Consider the following 20,999-nt stretch of genomic DNA (forward strand, 5'->3'; position numbering starts at 1 on the left):
AGCCAGGCTGGCCGGCGAAGGCGTCCTTGAATACGCCTTCGCCGGCAAGCCTGGCTCCTACAGGGGGCGGGTGTTCCATCAGATTACGAACAGGTCCATGAAGCGGTTCACCGGTGTGGCTTCAAGCGCTGCCTGATCCTTGCACAAGGCAAAAATCTCGGCACTGCGCTGGCCGGTGAAGCGTGTCGCCAGGTTGGCTTTGAACTTGTCTTCCAGCAACGGAATGCCGTCGGTGCGGCGACGGCGATGGCCGATCGGGTATTCCACCACCACGTTCTCGGTGCTGGAGCCGTCCTTGAAAAACACCTGAATCGCGTTGGCGATCGAGCGTTTGTCAGCCTCCAGGTATTCGCGGGTGAAGCGCGGGTCTTCGACGATGACCATTTTCTCGCGCAGCACATCGATGATCGGGTGCGCCGCGTGGAACTCGTCTTCGTAATGCTCGGCCACCAGATTGCCGAACGCCAGCGGCACCGCGGCCATGTATTGGAGGCAATGATCGCGGTCCGCCGCATTCGCCAGCGGGCCGACCTTGGAGATGATGCGGATCGCCGACTCATGGGTGGTGATGACGATTTTGTCGATTTCGTGCAGGCGATTCCGGACTTGCGGGTGCAAGGTGACGGCGGCTTCGCAGGCGGTTTGTGCGTGGAATTCGGCCGGGAAGCTGATCTTGAACAGCACGTTTTCCATCACGTAACTGCCGTACGGTCGGGAAAAACTGAACACACGTTTGCCTTCAGGCTTGAGCGCCAGGTCGTTGTTGCTGTGACTGAACAATACGTCGTAGAAGCCCCACTGTTTGGCGGTCAATACGCCGGGGATGCCCATCTCGCCACGCATCGCGATGTCGGCCAGACGCACGCCCCGGCTGGTGGCATCGCCCGCCGCCCAGGATTTGCGTGACCCGGCATTCGGTGCATGCCGATACGTGCGCAACGCCTGACCATCGGCGAAAGCATGGGACAACGCCGACAGCATCTGCTCGCGATTGGCGCCCATGAGTTTGGCGGTGACGGCGGTCGAGGCGACTTTCACCAGGATGACGTGATCGAGGCCTACACGGTTGAAGGAGTTTTCCAGCGCAATCACGCCTTGAATCTCATGAGCCATGATCATCGCTTCGAGTACGGCGCGAACGGTCAGCGGCGCATCGCCATTGGCCAGGCGCTTCTGCGACAGGTGATCGGCCACCGCAAGAATGCCCCCGAGGTTATCGGAGGGATGCCCCCACTCGGCGGCGAGCCAGGTGTCGTTGTAGTCGAGCCAGCGCACGATGCAGCCGATGTCCCAGGCTGCCTTGACCGGGTCGAGACGGTAGCGGGTGCCCGGCACGCGAGCGCCGAACGGGACGACGGTGCCTTCGACAATCGGGCCAAGGTGCTTGGTGCACTCGGGGAAGCGCAGGGCCAGGAGGCCGCAGCCCAAAGTGTCCATCAGGCAATTGCGGGCAGTGTCGAGGGCTTCTCTGGATTCGATTTTGAAGGTGAGGACGTAATCGGCAATGTCCTGCAGGACCGTGTCGTAGTCGGGGCGGTTGTTCAGGTCGACGTTGGTGCTCATGTTCGATTCACTCGTAAAGTGGTTCGTTGATGGGACCTCGGTTCAGGTAAATCACATTCTTATAATTGAAATGCGGTCCCCTGTAGGAGCCGGCTTGCTGGCGATTCAGACGACTCGGTGTGTCAGGCAGACCGCGTTGACGGGATCGCCAGCAAGCCGGCTCCTACAGGGTTCGGTGTCGGGTTAGAAGGCGTCGCCAGGTATGCGCACGAAGCCTTCCATCAGCACCCGCGCACTGCGGCTCATGATGGCTTTGTTGACGGTCCACTCGCCGTTCACCTGGCTGGCTTCAGCGCCTACGCGCAACGTGCCGGACGGATGACCGAAGCGCACGGCGTTGCGTTCGATACCGCCCGCTGCGAGGTTTACCAACGTGCCGGAAATGGCGGCAGCAGTGCCGATCGCCACCGCAGCAGTGCCCATCATCGCGTGGTGCAACTTGCCCATCGACAACGCACGCACCAGCAAGTCGACGTCACCCGCAGCAATCGCTTTACCGCTGGAGGCAACGTAATCCACCGGTTTGGCCACGAAGGCAACCTTGGGCGTGTGCTGACGCTTGGCCGCTTCGTCCAGTGACTTGATCAGCCCCATGCGCAACGCGCCATACGCACGAATGGTCTCGAACATCGCCAGCGCTTTCGGATCACCGTTGATGGCGCCCTGCAACTCGGTGCCGGTGTAACCGATGTCTTCGGCATTGACGAAGATGGTCGGAATGCCCGCATTGATCATGGTCGCCTTGAAGGTCCCGACGCCGGGCACTTCGAGGTCATCCACCAGGTTGCCGGTCGGAAACATCGAACCACCGCCGCCCTCTTCTTCTGCCGCCGGGTCCATGAATTCGACCTGCACTTCGGCCGCCGGAAAGGTCACGCCGTCGAGTTCGAAATCACCGGTTTCCTGCACTTCACTGTTGGTGATCGGCACGTGGGCGATGATGGTCTTGCCGATATTGGCCTGCCACACGCGCACCACCGCCACACCGTTGTGCGGAATGCGGCTGGCATCGACCAGCCCGTTGCTGATGGCGAACGAACCGACCGCTGCGGACAGGTTGCCGCAGTTGCCGCTCCAGTCGACGAAAGGTTTGTCGATGGATACCTGACCGAACAGGTAATCGACATCGTGATCAGCCTTGATGCTTTTCGACAGGATCACGGTTTTGCTGGTGCTGGAGGTCGCGCCGCCCATGCCGTCGATTTGCTTGTCGTACGGGTCGGGACTGCCAATCACCCGCAACAACAAGGCATCGCGTGCCGGGCCTGGAACCTGCGCCGCTTCGGGCAAGTCTTTCAGGCTGAAAAACACGCCTTTGCTGGTGCCGCCACGCATGTAGGTGGCGGGGATTTTGATTTGAGGTGCGTGAGCCATTGGTGCTCCTTCAAAGCGGACACGGAATCTGAAACTCCGCGCCCGCACAGCGTGTTTTAGACGGCGACGGCCGATTCTTCGAGGAAGTCCTGGGCGAAGCGTTGCAGCACGCCACCGGCCTCGTAGATCGACACCTCTTCGGCGGTGTCGAGACGGCAGGTGACCGGCACCTCGACGCGCTCGCCATTCTTGCGATGGATCACCAGCGTCAGCTCGGCGCGCGGCGTACGCTCACCGATCACGTCGTAGGTTTCACTGCCGTCGATGGCCAGGGTGTGACGGTTGGTGCCCGGTTTGAACTCCAGCGGCAACACGCCCATGCCCACCAGGTTGGTGCGGTGGATGCGCTCGAAACCTTCGGCGGCAATCGCTTCCACACCGGCCAGACGCACGCCTTTGGCCGCCCAGTCGCGGGACGAACCCTGACCGTAGTCGGCGCCGGCAATGATGATCAGCGGCTGCTTGCGCTCCATGTAGGTTTCGATGGCTTCCCACATGCGCATGACCTTGCCTTCCGGCTCGACTCGGGCCAGCGAACCCTGCTTGACCTTGCCGTTTTCCTGGACCATTTCGTTGAACAGTTTCGGGTTGGCGAAGGTGGCGCGTTGCGCGGTCAGGTGGTCACCGCGGTGCGTGGCGTAAGAGTTGAAGTCCTCTTCCGGCAAGCCCATTTTCGCCAGGTATTCGCCGGCGGCGCTGTCGAGCATGATCGCGTTCGACGGCGACAGGTGATCGGTGGTGATGTTGTCCGGCAGCACCGCCAGCGGGCGCATGCCCTTGAGCGGACGTGCGCCGGCCAGCGCACCTTCCCAGTACGGCGGACGGCGGATGTAGGTGCTCATCTCGCGCCAGTCGTACAGCGGCGCGACTTTCGGGCCGGTGTCTTCGTGGATGGCGAACATCGGAATGTAGACCTGACGGAACTGCTCCGGCTTGACCGACGCTTTCACCACCGCATCGATTTCTTCATCGCTCGGCCAGATGTCTTTCAGGCGGATTTCCTTGCCGTTCGCATCCAGGCCCAACACATCTTTTTCGATGTCGAAACGGATGGTGCCGGCGATGGCGTACGCGACCACCAACGGTGGCGAAGCGAGGAACGCTTGCTTGGCGTACGGGTGAATCCGGCCATCGAAGTTACGGTTGCCGGAGAGTACGGCCGTGGCGTACAGGTCGCGGTCGATGATCTCTTGCTGGATCACCGGATCGAGCGCGCCGGACATGCCGTTGCAGGTGGTGCAAGCGAAAGCCACGACGCCGAAACCGAGTTGTTCCAGTTCGTCAGTCAGGCCCGCCTCATCGAGGTACAACGCCACGGTTTTCGAGCCCGGTGCCAGGGACGATTTGACCCATGGCTTACGGGTCAACCCGAGCTTGTTGGCGTTGCGCGCCAGCAGGCCGGCAGCGATCACGTTGCGCGGGTTGCTGGTGTTGGTGCAGCTGGTGATGGCGGCGATGATCACCGCGCCGTCCGGCATCTGGCCGGGCACGTCGTCCCACTGGCCGGAAATGCCTTTGGCCGCCAGATCCGACACCGCGACGCGGGCGTGCGGGTTGCTCGGGCCGGCCATGTTGCGCACCACCGAGGACAGGTTGAAGGTCAAGCCGCGCTCGTATTGCGCGCCCTTCAGGCTGTCGGCCCACAGGCCCGTGGTCTTGGCGTAGTTCTCGACCAACTGCACCTGCTCGTCTTCGCGGCCGGTGAGTTTGAGGTAGTCGATGGTCTGTTGGTCGATGTAGAACATCGCCGCCGTGGCGCCGTATTCAGGAGCCATGTTGGAGATGGTTGCGCGGTCGCCGAGGGTCAGCGCGGAAGCGCCTTCGCCGAAGAATTCCAGCCATGCGCCGACGACTTTTTGCTTGCGCAGGAACTCGGTCAGCGCCAGCACCATGTCGGTGGCGGTGATGCCTGGTTGCAGCTTGCCGGTCAGTTCAACGCCGACGCTTTCCGGCAGGCGCATCCACGATGCGCGGCCGAGCATCACGCTTTCCGCTTCGAGGCCACCGACGCCGATAGCGATCACGCCCAGTGCATCGACGTGCGGGGTGTGGCTGTCGGTGCCGACGCAGGTGTCAGGGAACGCGACGCCGTCACGCACCTGAATCACCGGAGACATTTTCTCCAGGTTGATCTGGTGCATGATCCCGTTGCCCGGCGGGATCACGTCAACGTTCTTGAAGGCCTTCTTGGTCCAGTTGATGAAGTGGAAACGGTCTTCGTTGCGACGGTCTTCGATGGCGCGGTTCTTCTCGAACGCCTGTGGATCGAAGCCACCGCGCTCAACGGCCAGCGAGTGATCGACGATCAATTGCGTCGGCACCACCGGGTTCACTTGCGCCGGGTCGCCACCTTGCAAAGCGATGGCGTCACGCAGGCCGGCGAGGTCGACCAATGCGGTCTGGCCGAGGATGTCGTGGCACACCACGCGAGCCGGGAACCACGGGAAGTCGAGGTCGCGTTTGCGCTCGATGAATTGCTTCAGGGATTCGGTGAGCGTGGCCGGGTCGCAGCGACGCACCAGGTTTTCCGCCAGCACGCGAGAGGTGTACGGCAGAGTGTCGTAGGCGCCGGGCTGGATGGCTTCGACTGCCGCACGGACGTCGAAATAATCCAGATGGCTGCCGGGCAGCGGTTTACGGAATTCAGTGTTCATCGTCAGGACTCGGTCACGGTAATAACAAAAGGCGGGGCGGCACCAGAATTTGATTGGAAAACCGCCCCCCTGTAGGAGCGAAGCTTGCTCGCGAAAGCGGTGTACCAGTCGACATTGATTTGGAATGTCAGACCGCCTTCGCGAGCAAGCTTCGCTCCTACAAGGTTCACGGCTCGGTGCCCGCCCCCACCATTCAGCGTTGTTCGATTGGCACGAACTTGCGCTGTTCGACGCCGGTGTATTCGGCGCTCGGGCGGATGATGCGGTTGTTGGCACGTTGTTCGAACACATGCGCCGCCCAGCCGGTCAGGCGCGAGCAGACGAAAATCGGTGTGAACAACTTGGTCGGGATGCCCATGAAGTGGTACGTCGACGCATGGTAGAAATCGGCGTTGGGGAACAGTTTTTTCTGCTCCCACATGGTCTTGTCGATGGCTTCGGAAACCGGGAACAAGACAGTGTCACCCACCTCTTCAGCGAGCTTCTTCGACCAACCCTTGATCACCTCGTTGCGCGGATCGTTGTCCTTATAGATCGCGTGACCGAAGCCCATGATCTTGTCCTTGCGCTCAAGCATGCCGAGGGTGCCTTTGATCGCCTCTTCCGGCGATTTGAAGCGTTCGATCATTTCCATCGCCGCTTCGTTGGCGCCGCCGTGCAGCGGACCGCGCAGGGAGCCGATGGCGGCGGTGATGCAGGAGAACAGGTCGGACAAAGTCGATGCACACACCCGTGCGGTGAAGGTCGAGGCGTTGAATTCGTGTTCCGCGTAGAGGATCAGCGAAACGTTCATCACTTTGACGTGCAGCTCGCTCGGTTTCTTGTCGTGCAGCAGGTGCAGGAAGTGGCCACCGATGGAGGGCTCGTCGCTCACGCAACTGATGCGTTTGCCGTCGTGGCTGAAGCGATACCAGTAGCACATGATCGCCGGGAACGCGGCCAGCAGGCGGTCGGTTTTGTCATGCTGCTCGGAGAAGTCCTTCTCCGGCTCGATGTTGCCCAGGAACGAGCAACCGGTGCGCATCACGTCCATCGGGTGGGCGTCGGCGGGGATGCGTTCCAGCACTTCTTTCAGCGCTTGCGGCAGGTCGCGCAGCTTGCCGAGTTTGCTCACGTAAGCGGCGAGTTGCGCCTGGGTCGGCAGTTCGCCGTACAGCAGCAGGTAAGCCACTTCTTCGAATTGGGCGTCAGCCGCCAGTTCGCGAACGTCGTAGCCGCGATAGGTCAGGCCTGCGCCCGACTGGCCCACGGTGGACAGTGCGGTTTGCCCGGCAACCTGGCCACGGAGCCCGGCGCCACTGAGTACTTTTGCTTCGGCCATTGCTGTCTCCAGTTTTTGAATTTGTTAGGGAAACTTGTGGGAGCGAAGCTTGCTCGCGAAAGCGGTGTCTCAGACGACATTGATTTTGAATGTCAGTCCGTCTTCGCGAGCAAGCTTCGCTCCTACAGGGCTTTCATTACTTTTTAGCAGCGAACAACGCATCGAGCTTCTGCTCGAACGTGTGGTAGTCGATGCGATCGTAAAGCTCCATGCGCGTCTGCATGGTGTCGATCACGTTCTGTTGCGTACCGTCGCGGCGGATCGCGGTGTAGACGTTTTCTGCGGCCTTGTTCATGGCGCGGAACGCGGACAATGGGTATAGCACCAGCGACACATCGGCACCGGCCAACTGCTCGGTGGTGTACAGCGGTGTCGCGCCGAATTCGGTGATGTTGGCCAGGATCGGCGCTTTCACACGGCTGGCGAACAGCTTGTACATCTCCAGTTCGGTGATGGCTTCCGGGAAGATCATGTCGGCGCCGGCCTCGATGCACGCTGCAGCACGATCCAGTGCGGATTCCAGGCCTTCAACGGCCAGGGCGTCGGTGCGGGCCATGATCACGAAGCTGTCATCGGTGCGCGCATCAACCGCCGCCTTGATGCGGTCGACCATTTCCTGCTGCGAAACGATTTCTTTGTTAGGACGGTGACCGCAGCGCTTGGCGCCGACCTGGTCTTCGATGTGAATCGCCGCCGCGCCGAACTTGATCATCGACTTCACGGTACGGGCGACGTTGAACGCCGAGGAACCGAAACCGGTGTCCACGTCCACCAGCAACGGCAGATCGCAGACGTCGGTGATGCGGCGTACGTCGGTCAGCACGTCGTCCAGGCCGGTGATGCCCAGGTCCGGCACGCCGAGGGAGCCGGCAGCGACGCCGCCGCCCGACAGGTAAATAGCCTTGAAACCGGCGCGCTTGGCCAGCAACGCGTGGTTGGCGTTGATCGCGCCGACCACTTGCAGCGGATGTTCGCTGGCGACCGCATCGCGGAAACGCTGGCCTGGAGTGCTCTTGTTGGAACTCATGACTCACCTCGTTCAGTGGCTGTCGGGTTAGCGCCGTCCTGGTAGTGACGGGCGATATTGCGTTTGGAGGCGCCGATGTGACGGCGCATCAACAACTCGGCCAGTTCACCGTCACGGTCGGCGATGGCATCGAGAATCCGGTGGTGCTCGGCAAAGGCCTGGCGCGGGCGATTGGGCGTGGTGGAAAACTGGATGCGGTACATGCGCACCAGTTGATAAAGCTCGCCGCAGAGCATCTGCGTCAGGGTGCGGTTGCCGCTGCCCTGGATGATTCGGTAGTGGAAGTCGAAATCGCCTTCCTGCTGGTAGTAGCCGACACCGGCCTGAAACGCGGCGTCTCGCTCGTGGGTTTCGAGGACCCGGCGCAGTTCGTCGATTTCTTCGACGGTCATGCGTTCGGCGGCCAGGCGACAGGCCATGCCTTCGAGGGATTCGCGGATTTCGTAGAGTTCCAGCAGCTCGGCGTGGCTCAGGGAAACCACTCGTGCGCCGACGTGCGGCACGCGAACCAGCAGGCGCTGGCCTTCCAGACGGTGGATCGCTTCGCGCAACGGGCCGCGACTGATGCCGTAGGTGCGCGCCAGTTCCGGTTCGGAGATTTTGCTGCCCGGGGCGATCTCGCCTTTGACGATGGCCGCCTGAATGCGCCGGAAGACGTTCTCGGAAAGTGTTTCCGAATCGTCTTGGGCTATGACTGGGGGATCGAGTTGATCCAGCATATTGTCGACACCTTGAAAGCTGATGCGGCAAAAACTAGCGAATAGCGGGATAATAGTCAAAGGATAAATAGGTATTGTCGACAATCGTCTAATAACCTATCTGCTTTTTGTAGGAGCGAAGCTTGCTCGCGAAGGCTTTGTGTCAGGCGGTTGGTTTTTTTGAGGGTGTACATATCCGTTGTTGTGGTAACGGCAGCTATTGGTTCCGCTCTTACAGCGGGTTACTTGGAAAAGCGCCAAGTAACCAAGCGCTTTTGCCCCTTTCGTTCGGTGCCTCGCTGTGGCTCGGCATGCCCTCGCTCCGGTCCTGCTCCGTGGGCCCGCCGCCATCGGCCATCCATGGCCGGGGGCGGCTAACCCGGCATCCATGCCGGGTTGCCCACTGCGCAGAACCTCCACTCGGCCTCTCGAGGGGGCGTGTACCCCAAGATCAAAAGCGGAAGGCGAGCTAACGCTCGGCCTGATGAGTGGTGAAAATCAAAAGCAAACGCGATTCCCTGTAGGAGCCGGCTTGCCGGCGAAAAACGCCCAGACACCGCGTTTATCCAGACAGCCCGCGTCATCGTTTACGTCCATCGCCAGCAAGCTGGCTCCTACAATTTCGACCGTGTGAACCCAATCCCATGTAGGAGCCGGCTTGCTGGCGATAGCGGTGTATCAGTCGACGCATTTATCGCCTGAACAGACGCCATCGCCAGCAAGCCGGCTCCTACAGGGGTTCGGTGTACATATCCGGAATGAGAGAACGCGTACGCAAAATGAGCCAGGTCGGCTTTCAGGCCGCCTCGGCGGCTGTGGCGGTAGTCGCCCCCTCGAGAGGCCGAGCGCAGGTTCTGCGCAGTGGGCAACCCGGCATGGATGCCGGGTTAGCCGCGCACGGCCAAGGATGGCCGATCGCGGCGGGCCCACGGAGCAGGACCGGAGCGAGGGTATGGCGAGCCTTAGCGAGCCACCGAACGAAAGGGGCAAGAGCCCTTTGGTTACTTTGGGGCTTTTCCAAAGTGACTCGCCGTAAGGGCGAAACCAATCCCCGCCATCACCCAAATAACGGATATCCCCCCCATCACCCAAACACCAAACCCAAGAGCCCAGCGCTGGCGCCATAAAACCACCGTGCTAGAATGCCGCCCGCATTTGTTTGTGACATCTGCACGAACTGTCACAAATAGTTGATAGGCATACGAGGGAGCTTGCGCAGCGATGCCAGGGCCTTGAATCGAAACACGGACCGCTGCGCACCAGGATTTATGAGACTCAAGCCCTTCCCCACCTTCCTTTATCTGCTTTGCCTGCCCGGTGTCGCCGCGGCGGGGGAAAAAACCGTGTACGGCCTCAACGAGTACGCCTCGCTGGACGGCATCAATCTGGAAGTCGCGGCCAAACTCGACACCGGGGCGAAAACCGCCTCCCTGAGCGCCCGCGACATCAAACGCTTCAAACGCAATGGCGAGTCCTGGGTGCGCTTCTATCTGGCGATCGACGCAGCTCACTCGCACCCGATCGAACGACCACTGGCCCGCGTCAGCAAGATCAAGCGCCGTGCCGGCGACTACGACCCGGAAGAAGGCAAGAAGTACACCGCCCGTCCGGTGATCGAGCTGGATATCTGCATGGGCTCGGCGTTACGCAGTATCGAAGTGAACCTTACCGACCGCAGCGCTTTCCAATACCCGCTCCTGATCGGCTCCGAAGCGCTCAAGCGCTTTGATGCGCTGGTCGACCCCAGTCTTAAATACGCTGCTGGCAAACCCGCCTGCGCCACCGACGCTCATACCGCAGAGTAATTCCAATGCGCTCTCTTACCCTCCATCTGAAAATGCTGATCGCCATCCTGGTGGTGCTGGGCATTTCAGTTACGGCCTATCAGATCTTCGTGCTCGGCATTCCCGTGACCGAAGACGCCACCGACGACTTGTGGAACATCGACGCCAAGGTCGAGTTCGTCGCCAGTGCCAAAGACCCGGTCAAGATCCAGATGTTCGTGCCACCGCTGAGCCGTGATTTCGTCAGCCTCAACGAAAGCTTCATCTCCAATAATTATGGCGTGGCCGTGAACCGTATCGACGGCAACCGCAAGGTGACCTGGTCGGCACGCCGGGCCAAAGGCAACCAGACCCTTTATTACCGCCTGGTGCTGACCAAGCGCTACACCGGTGAAAAATCCAAGGTCAAAGGCCCGACCTTCCGCGACAGCATCGCCGTCGAAGGCGCGGAAAAAGTTGCTGCCGAAGCCTTGCTCGCGCCGATCCGCCAGCACTCGGCCGACGTCGAAACCTTCATCGGCGAAGCGATCAAGCGGGTCAACAACGTCAACGACGACAACGTGAAACTGTTGCTGGGCGGCGATCCGTCCAGCGGGCACAAGGCCAAAATCGTTGAACTGGTCCTGTCCATCGCCCACGTGCCGGTGGAAAAGGTCCACACCATCCGCCTGGTGGCCGACCAGCCGCAAACCCCGGAACTCTGGTTGCGCAGCTTCAACGGCACCGACTGGCTATATTTCAACCCGGAAACCGGCGAGCAAGGCCTGCCGACCGACCGCCTGTTGTGGTGGACCGGCGACGAAAACCTGATCACCGTCGATGGCGGCAAGAAGGCCACTGTCACCTTCAGCATGAACAACAGCGAAATGAACGCCATTCGCCTGGCCAAGCTGACCGACGAAAATACCGACGCCAACTTCCTCGAATACTCGCTGTACGGCCTGCCGCTGCAAACCCAGCAGACTTTCATGATCATGGTGATGATCCCGATCGGCGTGCTGGTGATCCTGATCCTGCGCAACCTGATCGGCCTGCAGACCCTCGGCACCTTTACCCCGGTGCTGATCGCCCTCGCCTTCCGCGAAACCCAGCTCGGGTTCGGCATCGTGCTGTTCACCATCATCACGGCGCTGGGGCTGTCGCTGCGCTCCTACCTTGAACACCTGAAGCTGCAAATGCTGCCGAGGCTGTCGGTGGTGCTGACGTTTGTGGTGGTGCTGATCGCGGCGATCAGCCTGTTCAGCCACAAGCTGGGCCTGGAACGCGGGTTGTCCGTGGCGCTGTTCCCGATGGTGATTCTGACCATGACCATCGAACGCCTGTCGATCACCTGGGAAGAACGCGGCTCCGGGCATGCGATGAAAGTGGCCATCGGCACGTTGTTCGCTGCGTCCCTGGCGCACCTGATCATGAGCGTGCCGGAGCTGGTTTACTTCGTGTTCACCTTCCCGGCAATCCTGCTGATCCTGGTGGGCTTCATGCTGGCGATGGGTCGTTATCGCGGCTACCGCCTGACCGAACTGGTGCGTTTCAAGGCTTTCCTGAAGAAGGCTGACGCCTGATGTTCGGCTTCTGGAAGACCTGGAAAGCCCTGGAAGCCCGGGGCATCATGGGGATCAATCGGCGCAACGCGGACTACGTGCTCAAGTACAACAAGCGCAGCCTGTACCCGATTGTCGATGACAAGATCATCACCAAGGAGCGCGCCATCGCCGCCGGCATCCATGTGCCGGAACTGTATGGCGTGATTTCCACCGAGAAGGAAATCGACAACCTCGACGAAATCATCGGCGGGCGCAGCGATTTCGTGATCAAACCGGCCCAGGGCGCCGGTGGCGACGGCATCATTGTCATTGCCGACCGCTTCGAGGGGCGTTACCGCACGGTGTCCGGCAAGATCATCAGTCATGAGGAAATCGAGCACCATGTCTCCAGCATCCTCACCGGCCTGTATTCGCTGGGCGGCCACCGTGACCGCGCACTGATCGAATACCGCGTGATCCCAGACCAGATCTTCAAAAGCATCAGCTACGAAGGCGTGCCGGACATTCGCATCATCGTGTTGATGGGCTATCCGGTCATGGCGATGTTGCGCTTGCCGACGCGCCAGTCCGGCGGCAAGGCCAACCTTCACCAGGGCGCCATCGGCGTCGGTGTCGACCTCGCCACCGGCCTGACCCTGCGCGGCACCTGGCTGAACAACATCATCGCCAAGCACCCGGACACCACCAACGCGGTGGACGGTGTGCAACTGCCCTACTGGGACGGCTTCATGAAACTCGCCGCCGGCTGTTACGAGCTGTGCGGACTGGGTTACATCGGAGTCGACATGGTGCTGGACCAGGAGAAAGGCCCGCTGATTCTTGAGCTGAATGCCCGGCCGGGGTTGAACATCCAGATCGCCAATGATTGCGGCCTGACGTTGCGCACCCATGCGGTCGAGGCGCGGCTGGAAGAATTGAAAGCACGCGGGATTACCGAGACCGTGGAGGAACGCATGGCGTTTGTGCAGGAGATGTTCGGGCATATTCCTGCGGTTGAGGGTTGATCCGGGACCGAGTCGCGCCCATCGCGAGCAGGCTCGCTCCCACAGGAGTATGCGATCCCATGTGGGAGCGAGCCTGCTCGCGATGGCTGACCGTCGACCACCACAGCTCTTGACCCTGCCTCCAATCTGCCAATCCCCGACATCCCCTCTAGGAGCAATTCCCCGAGGGGACTACAATCGCCACCCCCGCCTCGATGGCTGATCTGCCCCGCCCATGCTGACCTGTTCCGTACATCCGCTGCCCTATCGCGCCAACCCCGCCGAGTACTTCGCGGCGATCCGTCATGCCCCCGGCGCCGTGCTGCTCGACAGTGGCCGGCCAACGGCTGATCGCGGGCGTTATGACCTGCTCAGTGCCTGGCCACTGGAACAACTGGCGGTAATGCCTGACGAAAGCGGTGGCGATTTCCTGCAACGCCTTCGCGACAATCTGACACGACTCGGTGAGGCGGCGCTGGCACCTGACCTGCCCTTCGCCGGTGGCCTGATCGGCTACCTGAGCTACGATTTCGGCCGCCACCTGGAAAACCTGCCGAGCCAGGCACAGGACGATCTGCAATTGCCGGATGCGCGTTTCGGGCTCTACGACTGGGCACTGATCAGCGATCACCAACGGATGACCAGTCAGTTGGTGTTCCACCCGTCGCTGATCGACAGCGAACGTCAACGCCTGATCACGCTGTTCAGTCATCCCGTGGCTGAAATGATCGAATCGTTCAAGCTCAAGGCACCGATGAGCGCCGACCTGAGCGCTGATGACTATCGCCAGGCGATAGAACGTATCCAGCAATACATTCAGGCCGGTGACTGCTACCAGGTCAATTTTGCCCAACGCTTCCGCGCCAAGTGCCAAGGTGATCCGTGGGCCGCGTACTGCGCGTTGCGCGCGGCGTGCCCGACGCCATTCTCCGGTTTCCAGCGCCTGCCCGACGGTGGCGCAGTGCTGAGCCTGTCGCCGGAGCGCTTCGTCAAAGTCAGCGACCGCCACGTGGAGACCCGCCCGATCAAGGGTACTCGCCCTCGTGGCCAGAACGCAGCCGAAGATGCGGCGAACGCCGCCGAACTCCTGGCCAGCCCGAAGGATCGCGCAGAAAACCTGATGATCGTCGACCTGCTGCGCAACGATCTCGGCCGTACGTGCCGCATTGGCTCGGTGCGGGTGCCGGAGTTGTTCAGTCTCGAAAGCTATCCGAATGTGCATCATCTGGTGAGCAGCGTGACCGGCGAACTGGCAGATGACCGGGATGCGCTGGACCTGATCGCTGGCAGCTTCCCCGGCGGTTCGATTACCGGGGCGCCGAAGATTCGCGCGATGCAGATCATTGATGAACTGGAGCCGACCCGGCGTGGTTTGTATTGCGGTTCGTTGCTGTATCTGGATGTGCGCGGCGAGATGGACAGTTCAATCGCGATTCGCAGCTTGCTGGTCAAGGATGGGCAGGTGTGTTGCTGGGGCGGCGGCGGGATCGTTGCGGATTCGCAGTGGCAGGCCGAGTATCAGGAGTCGATCACCAAGGTGAAGGTGTTGCTCGATACCCTGCAAAACCTTTGAAAGCTTCGCGGGCAAGCCTCGCTCCTACAGGTGATCACCGCCCTCTGTAGGAGCGAGGCTTGCCCGCGAAGGCGTCCTAGAAAACGCCTACAAACTCAACGCCCGATTCGAAGCCTTGATGAACTCCTGCTTCAAGTCCTCAAACGTATGCACCGCCGGGAATTGCGGGAACTCGCGAATCACGTTATCCGGCGCATGGAACAGAATCCCCGCATCCGCCTCGCCCAGCATCGTGGTGTCGTTGTAGGAATCCCCCGCCGCAATCACCCGATAATAAAGACTCTTGAACGCCAGAACCGACTGACGTTTCGGATCTTTCTGACGCAACTGATAGCTCGTCACCCGCCCGGCATCGTCGGTAATCAGACGATGGCAGAGCAAGGTCGGGAAACCCAATTGGCGCATCAGCGGTTGGGAGAACTCGTAGAACGTGTCCGACAGAATCACCACCTGAAAGCGCTCACGCAGCCAGTTGACGAACTCGATGGCACCGTCCAGCGGCTTCAATGTGGCGATCACTTCCTGGATGTCGGTGAGTTTCAGGCCATGCTCATCAAGAATCCGCAGGCGCTGCTTCATCAGCACGTCGTAGTCGGGAATATCCCGAGTGGTGGCCCTGAGGGATTCGATTCCGGTTTTTTCGGCGAAGGCGATCCAGATTTCCGGGACCAGCACACCTTCAAGATCCAGACAGGCAATTTCCACAAGACACTCCCATTTGTATTGATTATTGAGTCGAGCGAGCAAAAGGACTGCCGAACTCTAGCGACTCGCACTGACCTGCGCAACGCAGAGGGCGCGCCAGTGGTTGCAGGATTTTGTTACCATCAGATCCATATAGAGCGCCCAGCGCCACCGACCTGTAGGAAGCCGCCCTGATGAGCCCATCGTTCGATGTCGTGGAACTCGCCACGACCTATGCCAACAAATCCGCCCAGGACATCCTGAAACTCGCGTTTGCCGAGTTCGGCGATGACCTGTGGATATCTTTCAGCGGCGCCGAAGACGTGGTGCTGGTGGACATGGCCTGGAAGCTGAACAAGAACGTCAAAGTGTTCAGCCTCGACACCGGCCGCCTGCACCCCGAGACCTACCGCTTCATCGATCAAGTGCGCGAGCACTACAAGATCGACATCGAACTGGTGTCGCCGGACTACACGAAACTCGAACCGTTCGTGAAGGAAAAAGGCCTGTTCAGCTTCTACAAGGACGGCCATGGCGAGTGCTGCGGCATCCGCAAGATCGAGCCGCTGCGCCGCAAGCTCTCGGGCGTGACCGCCTGGGCCACCGGCCAGCGTCGGGACCAGAGCCCTGGCACCCGCAGCGCCGTCGCGGTGCTGGAAATCGACACCGCCTTCTCCACCCCGGAACGCACCCTGTACAAATTCAATCCGCTGGCGCAAATGACCAGCGAAGAGATCTGGGGCTACATCCGCATGCTCGAGCTGCCGTACAACAGCCTGCATGAACGCGGCTTCATCAGCATCGGCTGCGAACCGTGCACCCGCCCGGTGCTGCCGAACCAGCACGAGCGTGAAGGTCGCTGGTGGTGGGAAGAGGCGACGCAGAAAGAATGCGGGTTGCATGCGGGGAATATCATCAGCAAGTCAAAAGCCTGATCCCATACAGCAAGCCCCCCTGTAGGAGCCAGCTTGCTGGCGATAGCGGTGTGTCAGTCACAGCTGCATTGACTGAAAGATCGCAATCGCCAGCAAGCCGGCTCCTACAGGTATCGCGACCTGAATAAATGTGTACACACGAATGTCACCTTAGGTGCCATTTATGTGTGCACTTTTCGTTTCTGCGCCCTGAAAAGTTACATTCATCCCGCCTGACACCCCCTCGTTCACACCTCCGCGAATCCCGCCGAAAAATAAATACCTGTTCAACCGGTCAATTTATATCGTCTTTATTTCAGTCACTTACCAATTACAGATAACAAAACGAAATTACCGGTGAATTTTATAGATCGCTGACTGGCATGGATCTGGCTTAAGTGCATACATGTTTTGTATACAATCACTTCAAAACATACACACACTTTAGATCCGCAAGCCTGAAGCGCCCTATCCCGTACAGGCTGCAGATGCCCCGTAACCAATGATGCTGGTTGTCCGCGACGAAGATTTGTCGAGCCCACGCTCATGCACAGTCATCGCGACGCCAAGCTCGGAGCCTGCCGGAATGCGTACTAGCCTCTCCAATAACAACATCGCGCTGGATCTGCCCTCCTCTTCCCCCGTTCAAACGTTTCAAGACCCCGTGGTGCTCAGCCCGCGCCTGCACAACAAAGACCTGGCGCCGACCAAGGCCGAAGGCCGACGCTGGGGCCGTTACAGCATTTTTGCCCTGTGGACCAACGACGTTCACAACATCGCCAACTACTCCTTCGCCATCGGACTGTATGCGTTAGGTCTGGGCGGCTGGCAGATTCTGTTGTCGCTCGGGATCGGCGCGGCGCTGGTGTATTGCTTCATGAACCTCTCCGGCTACATGGGCCAGAAAACCGGTGTGCCGTTTCCGGTCATCAGCCGGATCAGTTTCGGTATCCATGGGGCGCAAATTCCTGCATTGATCCGCGCCGTTATCGCCATCGCCTGGTTCGGTATTCAGACGTACCTCGCCTCGGTGGTGTTTCGCGTGCTGCTGACGGCGGTGCATCCGGGATTCGCCGACTACGACCACAACTCGATACTCGGTCTGTCGAGCCTGGGCTGGGTGTGTTTCGTCGCGATCTGGCTGGTACAACTGGCGATTCTTGCCTACGGCATGGAGATGGTGCGGCGCTATGAAGCGTTCGCCGGTCCGGTGATTCTGCTGACCGTCGCCGCCCTGGCCGCGTGGATGTACACCCAGGCCAACGCGACCATCGCGTGGTCGATCCGTGAGCCGCTCACCGGCGGCGAGATGTGGCGCAACATTTTTGCCGGTGGCGCGTTGTGGCTGGCGATCTACGGCACGCTGATCCTCAACTTCTGCGACTTCGCCCGCTCTTCGCCGTGCCGCAAGACGATCAAGGTCGGAAATTTCTGGGGCCTGCCGGTGAACATTCTGGTGTTCGCCGGCATCACTGTCCTGCTCTGCGGTGCGCAATTTCAGATCAATGGCCGGATCATCGAAAGCCCGACGGAAATCATCGCGTCGATCCCCAATACCTTCTTCCTGGTCCTCGGTTGCCTGGCCTTCCTCATCGTCACCGTGGCGGTGAACATCATGGCCAACTTCGTCGCCCCGGCCTTCGTGCTGAGCAACCTGGCACCGAAATACCTGACCTTCCGCCGTGCCGGGCTGATCAGCGCGACCATCGCCGTGCTGATCCTGCCGTGGAACCTCTACAACAGCCCGTTGGTGATCGTGTATTTCCTGTCCGGCCTCGGCGCCCTGCTCGGCCCGTTGTACGGGGTGATCATGGTCGACTACTGGCTTGTACGAAAAGGTCAGATCAACGTGCCGCAGTTGTACAGCGAAGATCCCGACGGCGCTTATTACTACAGCCGAGGCGTCAATTTACGTGCGGTGGCGGCGTTCATTCCTGCAGCGCTGATCGCCATCGTCCTGGCGCTGGTACCGGGTTTCCATCTCGTATCGCCGTTCTCCTGGCTGATCGGTGCCGGGATCGCCGGGATGCTGTACCTGATCATCGCCAAGCGACAGCCGCACTACGCGGATGTCAGCGGCGAAGCCATCGCGGTCGATAACGTCAGCCATTAACCCCATGACGGCCCGGCACCGTCGGGCCGCAGAACCACCCCGCTATAAGGACTTTCCATGCGAATTCTCGTGGTCAACGTCAACACCACCGAATCCATTACCCAGGCCATCGCCCGTTCGGCTCAAGCCGTGGCCGCGCCAGGCACCGAAATCATCGGCCTGACACCGCACTTCGGCGCCGACTCCATCGAAGGCAATTTCGAAAGCTACCTGGCTGCCATCGCCGTGATGGATCGAGTGATGTCCTACGATCAACCTTTCGATGCGGTGATTCAGGCCGGTTACGGCGAGCACGGTCGCGAAGGGTTGCAGGAACTGCTCAACGTACCGGTGGTGGACATCACCGACGCTGCCGCCAGCACGGCGATGTTCCTCGGTCATGCCTATTCGGTGGTCACTACGCTGGACCGTACCGTGCCGTTGATTGAGGATCGGCTGAAACTCTCAGGGCTGTGGGACCGTTGCGCATCCGTGCGGGCCAGTGGCCTGGCGGTGCTGGAGTTGGAATCCGATCCGCAACGGGCGCTTGAGGCGATTGTTCGTCAGGCGGAATTGGCAGTACTGGAAGACAAGGCCGAGGTGATTTGCCTCGGTTGCGGCGGGATGGCCGGGCTGGACGAGCAGATTCGTCAGCGCACCGGGGTGCCGGTCGTAGATGGCGTGACGGCGGCGGTGACGATTGCCGAGTCGCTGGTGCGATTGGGGTTGTCGACGTCGAAGGTAAGGAAGTATGCGACGCCTCGGCCGAAACACATCATTGGCTGGCCGGGGCGGTTTGGGCGGTAGACCGCGTTATCGTTCTTCGCGGGCAAGCCTCGCTCCTACAGAAAACGTGTGATCCCTGTAGGAGCGAGGCTTGCCCGCGAAAGGGCCGACTCGGTATCAAGCCAGACTCAAACCGCACTAAACCGCGATGCCAACCCCTGCTCCGCAAACTGCTCAATAATGAAATCCACAAACGCCCGCGTCTTGCCCGGCAACAATTTGTGCTCAGCGTAGTAAATGGAAATGTTGCCATCGTCGACAAACCAGTCCGGCAATACCCGCTGCAACGTCCCGGCTTCCAGATAACCGGAAGCGAACGGCATGCTCACCAACGCGATCCCCAACCCCTGAACCGCCGTCGCACACGCCGCTTCGGAATCGCTCATGGTCATCCGCGCCTTTAGCGTCAAAGGGCTGTGTTGCTGGGTGCGGCTGGTCAATTGCCAGGAGCGCACTCGCCCCGTCTGCGGCGACCGAATCAGAATCCCGTCGTGATGCTTGAGATCATCCGGTTCAACGACCATTTCGCGCCCCGCCAGATATTCGGCTGATGCCACCAACACCCGATGCGCCGGTGTCAGCTTGCGCGCGACCACGCCCTGCGGCAGCTCGAATCCACCGCCAATCGCGGCATCGAACCCTTGTGCAATCAGATCGACCTGGCGGTTATCAAAATGCCAGTCCGGATTGATTGCCGGAAACCGCCTCAGAAACTCGCCCAGCAACGGCACCACATACAACCGTCCGAACACCGTGCCCATGCTGACTTTCAGCGTTCCCGCCGGCCGCCCTTCGGCGCTCGCGAGATTGGCCACGGCATTCTGGATCGTGTGCAGGCTGGAACTGACTTCGCCGAGAAACAGATGGCCGGCCTCGGTCAGCGTCAGGCTACGGGTGCTGCGCTGAAACAGCCGCACACCGAGCCGCGCCTCAAGTTTTGCCACACTCTTGCCCACCGCCGCCGGGGTCAGGCTCAGGCGTCGCGCGGCCTCGGCAAAGCTGCCGACTTCGGCGCTGCGCACGAAGCATTCGATACTGCTGAAGGTTTCCATAAGCGCCACTATAAACTTTTGGTTTACACAGACTATCGCAATTACCGTCTACACAGCCTGTAATCCTGAATCAATACTAGGCTCCATCAACCGCGGCATCTCGCCACGGCGACTTTGGAGATCGACATGACTACTCAGAACCTCAGCGGCAAAGTGGCTTTGATTCAAGGCGGGTCCCGCGGCATCGGCGCAGCCATCGTCAAACGCCTGGCCGCTGAAGGCGCGACGGTTGCCTTCACCTACGTAAGCTCCACGGCCAAGGCCGAAGAACTGCAAAACAGCCTCACCGCCAACGGCGGCAAAGCACTGGCCATCAAGGCTGACAGTGCCGACGCCGAGGCGATTCGCGATGCGGTGAGCGCCACCGTCAAAGCCTTCGGTCGCCTGGACATCCTGGTCAACAACGCTGGCGTGCTGGCCGTTGCCCCACTGGAAGATTTCAAACTCGAAGACTTCGACCAGACGTTGGCGATCAACGTACGCAGCGTGTTCATCGCCACCCAGGCCGCCGCGAAACACATGACCGAAGGCGGTCGCATCATCAACATCGGCAGCACCAACGCCGACCGCATGCCCTTCGCCGGCGGTGGCCCGTACGCCATGAGCAAAGCGGCACTGGTCGGCCTGACCAAAGGCCTGGCACGCGACCTTGGGCCACGGGGCATCACCATCAATAACGTGCAACCGGGCCCGGTCGACACCGACATGAACCCGGCCAGCGGCGACTTCGCCGAAAGCCTGATCCCGCTGATGGCTGTGGGTCGTTATGGTAAAGCTGAAGAAATCGCCAGCTTCGTCGCTTATCTTGCAGGCCCGGAAGCCGGGTACATCACCGGTGCCAGCCTGACCATCGACGGTGGTTTCGGCGCCTGATTCGGGAAGGTTAAACGCAAAATAAACTGTGGGAGCGAGCCTGCTCGCGATAGCGGTTTGTCAGCCTACATTGATGT

16 protein-coding genes are annotated in these 20,999 nt (G+C 60.5%); 8 read left to right on the top strand and 8 right to left on the bottom strand.

What is annotated here, in order from left to right; translation table 11 throughout:
- Positions 1–78 precede the first annotated feature (78 nt).
- The 6 genes from prpD to KGA97_RS24380 all read right to left on the bottom strand — a co-directional run bounded on the left by prpD (position 79) and on the right by KGA97_RS24380 (position 8,655).
- Positions 79–1,563 (bottom strand): 2-methylcitrate dehydratase, encoded by a 1,485-nt coding sequence (gene prpD, locus KGA97_RS24355; protein ID WP_223481658.1) that lies wholly within the window; start codon positions 1,561–1,563, stop codon positions 79–81.
- A 183-nt stretch (positions 1,564–1,746) separates the two neighbouring features.
- Complete coding sequence (prpF, locus tag KGA97_RS24360) at positions 1,747–2,937, bottom strand: 2-methylaconitate cis-trans isomerase PrpF (protein WP_223481659.1); 1,191 nt, start codon at positions 2,935–2,937, stop codon at positions 1,747–1,749.
- A gap of 56 nt (positions 2,938–2,993) precedes the next feature.
- On the bottom strand, positions 2,994–5,591 hold the full coding sequence (acnD, locus tag KGA97_RS24365) for a Fe/S-dependent 2-methylisocitrate dehydratase AcnD (RefSeq protein ID WP_207285037.1): 2,598 nt from the start codon (positions 5,589–5,591) through the stop codon (positions 2,994–2,996).
- Between the two features lie 193 nt (positions 5,592–5,784).
- Positions 5,785–6,912, bottom strand: coding sequence for a 2-methylcitrate synthase (gene prpC / locus KGA97_RS24370; RefSeq protein ID WP_008027431.1), 1,128 nt, complete (start codon positions 6,910–6,912; stop codon positions 5,785–5,787).
- A gap of 136 nt (positions 6,913–7,048) precedes the next feature.
- Positions 7,049–7,939: a methylisocitrate lyase gene (gene prpB / locus KGA97_RS24375; RefSeq protein ID WP_008027432.1), complete on the bottom strand. Its 891-nt coding sequence runs from the start codon at positions 7,937–7,939 to the stop codon at positions 7,049–7,051.
- Positions 7,936–8,655 carry a GntR family transcriptional regulator gene (locus tag KGA97_RS24380; protein ID WP_177318157.1) on the bottom strand — a complete coding sequence of 240 codons (720 nt, stop codon included), beginning with the start codon at positions 8,653–8,655 and terminating at the stop codon, positions 7,936–7,938. The genes prpB and KGA97_RS24380 overlap by 4 nt, the downstream gene beginning before the upstream one ends.
- Positions 8,656–9,905: 1,250 nt before the next feature.
- Between KGA97_RS24380 and KGA97_RS24385 the strand changes: the two genes are divergently transcribed.
- The 4 genes from KGA97_RS24385 (at position 9,906) to pabB (ending at position 14,521) form a co-directional block, all read left to right on the top strand.
- The gene (locus KGA97_RS24385) at positions 9,906–10,442 is read left to right on the top strand and encodes an ATP-dependent zinc protease (protein ID WP_008042313.1); all 537 of its coding nucleotides are present in this window, start codon (positions 9,906–9,908) and stop codon (positions 10,440–10,442) included.
- Between the two features lie 5 nt (positions 10,443–10,447).
- Entirely contained in the window at positions 10,448–11,983 is a 1,536-nt protein-coding gene (locus tag KGA97_RS24390) for an inactive transglutaminase family protein (protein WP_008042311.1), read from the top strand.
- The gene (locus KGA97_RS24395; RefSeq protein WP_008027343.1) at positions 11,983–12,969 is read left to right on the top strand and encodes an alpha-L-glutamate ligase-like protein; all 987 of its coding nucleotides are present in this window, start codon (positions 11,983–11,985) and stop codon (positions 12,967–12,969) included. The genes KGA97_RS24390 and KGA97_RS24395 overlap by 1 nt, the downstream gene beginning before the upstream one ends.
- A 214-nt stretch (positions 12,970–13,183) precedes the next feature.
- Positions 13,184–14,521, top strand: coding sequence for an aminodeoxychorismate synthase component I (gene pabB / locus KGA97_RS24400; protein ID WP_223481660.1), 1,338 nt, complete (start codon positions 13,184–13,186; stop codon positions 14,519–14,521).
- Positions 14,522–14,608: 87 nt separating this feature from the next.
- Here pabB and thrH read toward each other — a convergent pair whose 3' ends face one another.
- Positions 14,609–15,226, bottom strand: coding sequence for a bifunctional phosphoserine phosphatase/homoserine phosphotransferase ThrH (thrH, locus tag KGA97_RS24405; RefSeq protein ID WP_008027341.1), 618 nt, complete (start codon positions 15,224–15,226; stop codon positions 14,609–14,611).
- A 173-nt stretch (positions 15,227–15,399) separates the two neighbouring features.
- Between thrH and KGA97_RS24410 the strand changes: the two genes are divergently transcribed.
- The 3 genes from KGA97_RS24410 (at position 15,400) to KGA97_RS24420 (ending at position 19,018) form a co-directional block, all read left to right on the top strand.
- Positions 15,400–16,140, top strand: coding sequence for a phosphoadenylyl-sulfate reductase (locus KGA97_RS24410; RefSeq protein WP_008042297.1), 741 nt, complete (start codon positions 15,400–15,402; stop codon positions 16,138–16,140).
- Between the two features lie 565 nt (positions 16,141–16,705).
- Positions 16,706–18,232 carry an NCS1 family nucleobase:cation symporter-1 gene (locus KGA97_RS24415; RefSeq protein WP_008042296.1) on the top strand — a complete coding sequence of 509 codons (1,527 nt, stop codon included), beginning with the start codon at positions 16,706–16,708 and terminating at the stop codon, positions 18,230–18,232.
- A gap of 57 nt (positions 18,233–18,289) precedes the next feature.
- Positions 18,290–19,018 carry an aspartate/glutamate racemase family protein gene (locus tag KGA97_RS24420; RefSeq protein ID WP_223481661.1) on the top strand — a complete coding sequence of 243 codons (729 nt, stop codon included), beginning with the start codon at positions 18,290–18,292 and terminating at the stop codon, positions 19,016–19,018.
- A gap of 107 nt (positions 19,019–19,125) precedes the next feature.
- On the opposite strand, the gene KGA97_RS24425 is transcribed toward KGA97_RS24420, so the two are convergent.
- Positions 19,126–20,049: a LysR family transcriptional regulator gene (locus KGA97_RS24425; protein WP_008027337.1), complete on the bottom strand. Its 924-nt coding sequence runs from the start codon at positions 20,047–20,049 to the stop codon at positions 19,126–19,128.
- A gap of 126 nt (positions 20,050–20,175) precedes the next feature.
- On the opposite strand from KGA97_RS24425, the gene KGA97_RS24430 reads away from it, so the two are divergent.
- A complete protein-coding gene (locus KGA97_RS24430) occupies positions 20,176–20,922 on the top strand; it encodes a 3-oxoacyl-ACP reductase family protein (RefSeq protein WP_008042294.1) in 747 nt (248 codons plus the stop codon).
- Positions 20,923–20,999 lie beyond the last annotated feature (77 nt).

Origin of the sequence: Pseudomonas sp. BF-B-15, assembly GCF_019946675.1 — a bacterium.
Lineage (GTDB): Bacteria > Pseudomonadota > Gammaproteobacteria > Pseudomonadales > Pseudomonadaceae > Aquipseudomonas > Aquipseudomonas migulae.

What these genes read in the sequence shown, in the direction of transcription:
- prpD (WP_223481658.1), bottom strand. Translation starts at nt 1,563, where the DNA reads ATGAGCACCAACGTCGACCTGAACAACCGCCCCGACTACGACACGGTC.
- prpF (WP_223481659.1), bottom strand. Translation starts at nt 2,937, where the DNA reads ATGGCTCACGCACCTCAAATCAAAATCCCCGCCACCTACATGCGTGGC.
- acnD (WP_207285037.1), bottom strand. Translation starts at nt 5,591, where the DNA reads ATGAACACTGAATTCCGTAAACCGCTGCCCGGCAGCCATCTGGATTAT.
- prpC (WP_008027431.1), bottom strand. Translation starts at nt 6,912, where the DNA reads ATGGCCGAAGCAAAAGTACTCAGTGGCGCCGGGCTCCGTGGCCAGGTT.
- prpB (WP_008027432.1), bottom strand. Translation starts at nt 7,939, where the DNA reads ATGAGTTCCAACAAGAGCACTCCAGGCCAGCGTTTCCGCGATGCGGTC.
- KGA97_RS24385 (WP_008042313.1), top strand. Translation starts at nt 9,906, where the DNA reads ATGAGACTCAAGCCCTTCCCCACCTTCCTTTATCTGCTTTGCCTGCCC.
- KGA97_RS24390 (WP_008042311.1), top strand. Translation starts at nt 10,448, where the DNA reads ATGCGCTCTCTTACCCTCCATCTGAAAATGCTGATCGCCATCCTGGTG.
- KGA97_RS24395 (WP_008027343.1), top strand. Translation starts at nt 11,983, where the DNA reads ATGTTCGGCTTCTGGAAGACCTGGAAAGCCCTGGAAGCCCGGGGCATC.
- pabB (WP_223481660.1), top strand. Translation starts at nt 13,184, where the DNA reads ATGCTGACCTGTTCCGTACATCCGCTGCCCTATCGCGCCAACCCCGCC.
- KGA97_RS24410 (WP_008042297.1), top strand. Translation starts at nt 15,400, where the DNA reads ATGAGCCCATCGTTCGATGTCGTGGAACTCGCCACGACCTATGCCAAC.
- KGA97_RS24415 (WP_008042296.1), top strand. Translation starts at nt 16,706, where the DNA reads ATGCGTACTAGCCTCTCCAATAACAACATCGCGCTGGATCTGCCCTCC.
- KGA97_RS24420 (WP_223481661.1), top strand. Translation starts at nt 18,290, where the DNA reads ATGCGAATTCTCGTGGTCAACGTCAACACCACCGAATCCATTACCCAG.
- KGA97_RS24425 (WP_008027337.1), bottom strand. Translation starts at nt 20,049, where the DNA reads ATGGAAACCTTCAGCAGTATCGAATGCTTCGTGCGCAGCGCCGAAGTC.
- KGA97_RS24430 (WP_008042294.1), top strand. Translation starts at nt 20,176, where the DNA reads ATGACTACTCAGAACCTCAGCGGCAAAGTGGCTTTGATTCAAGGCGGG.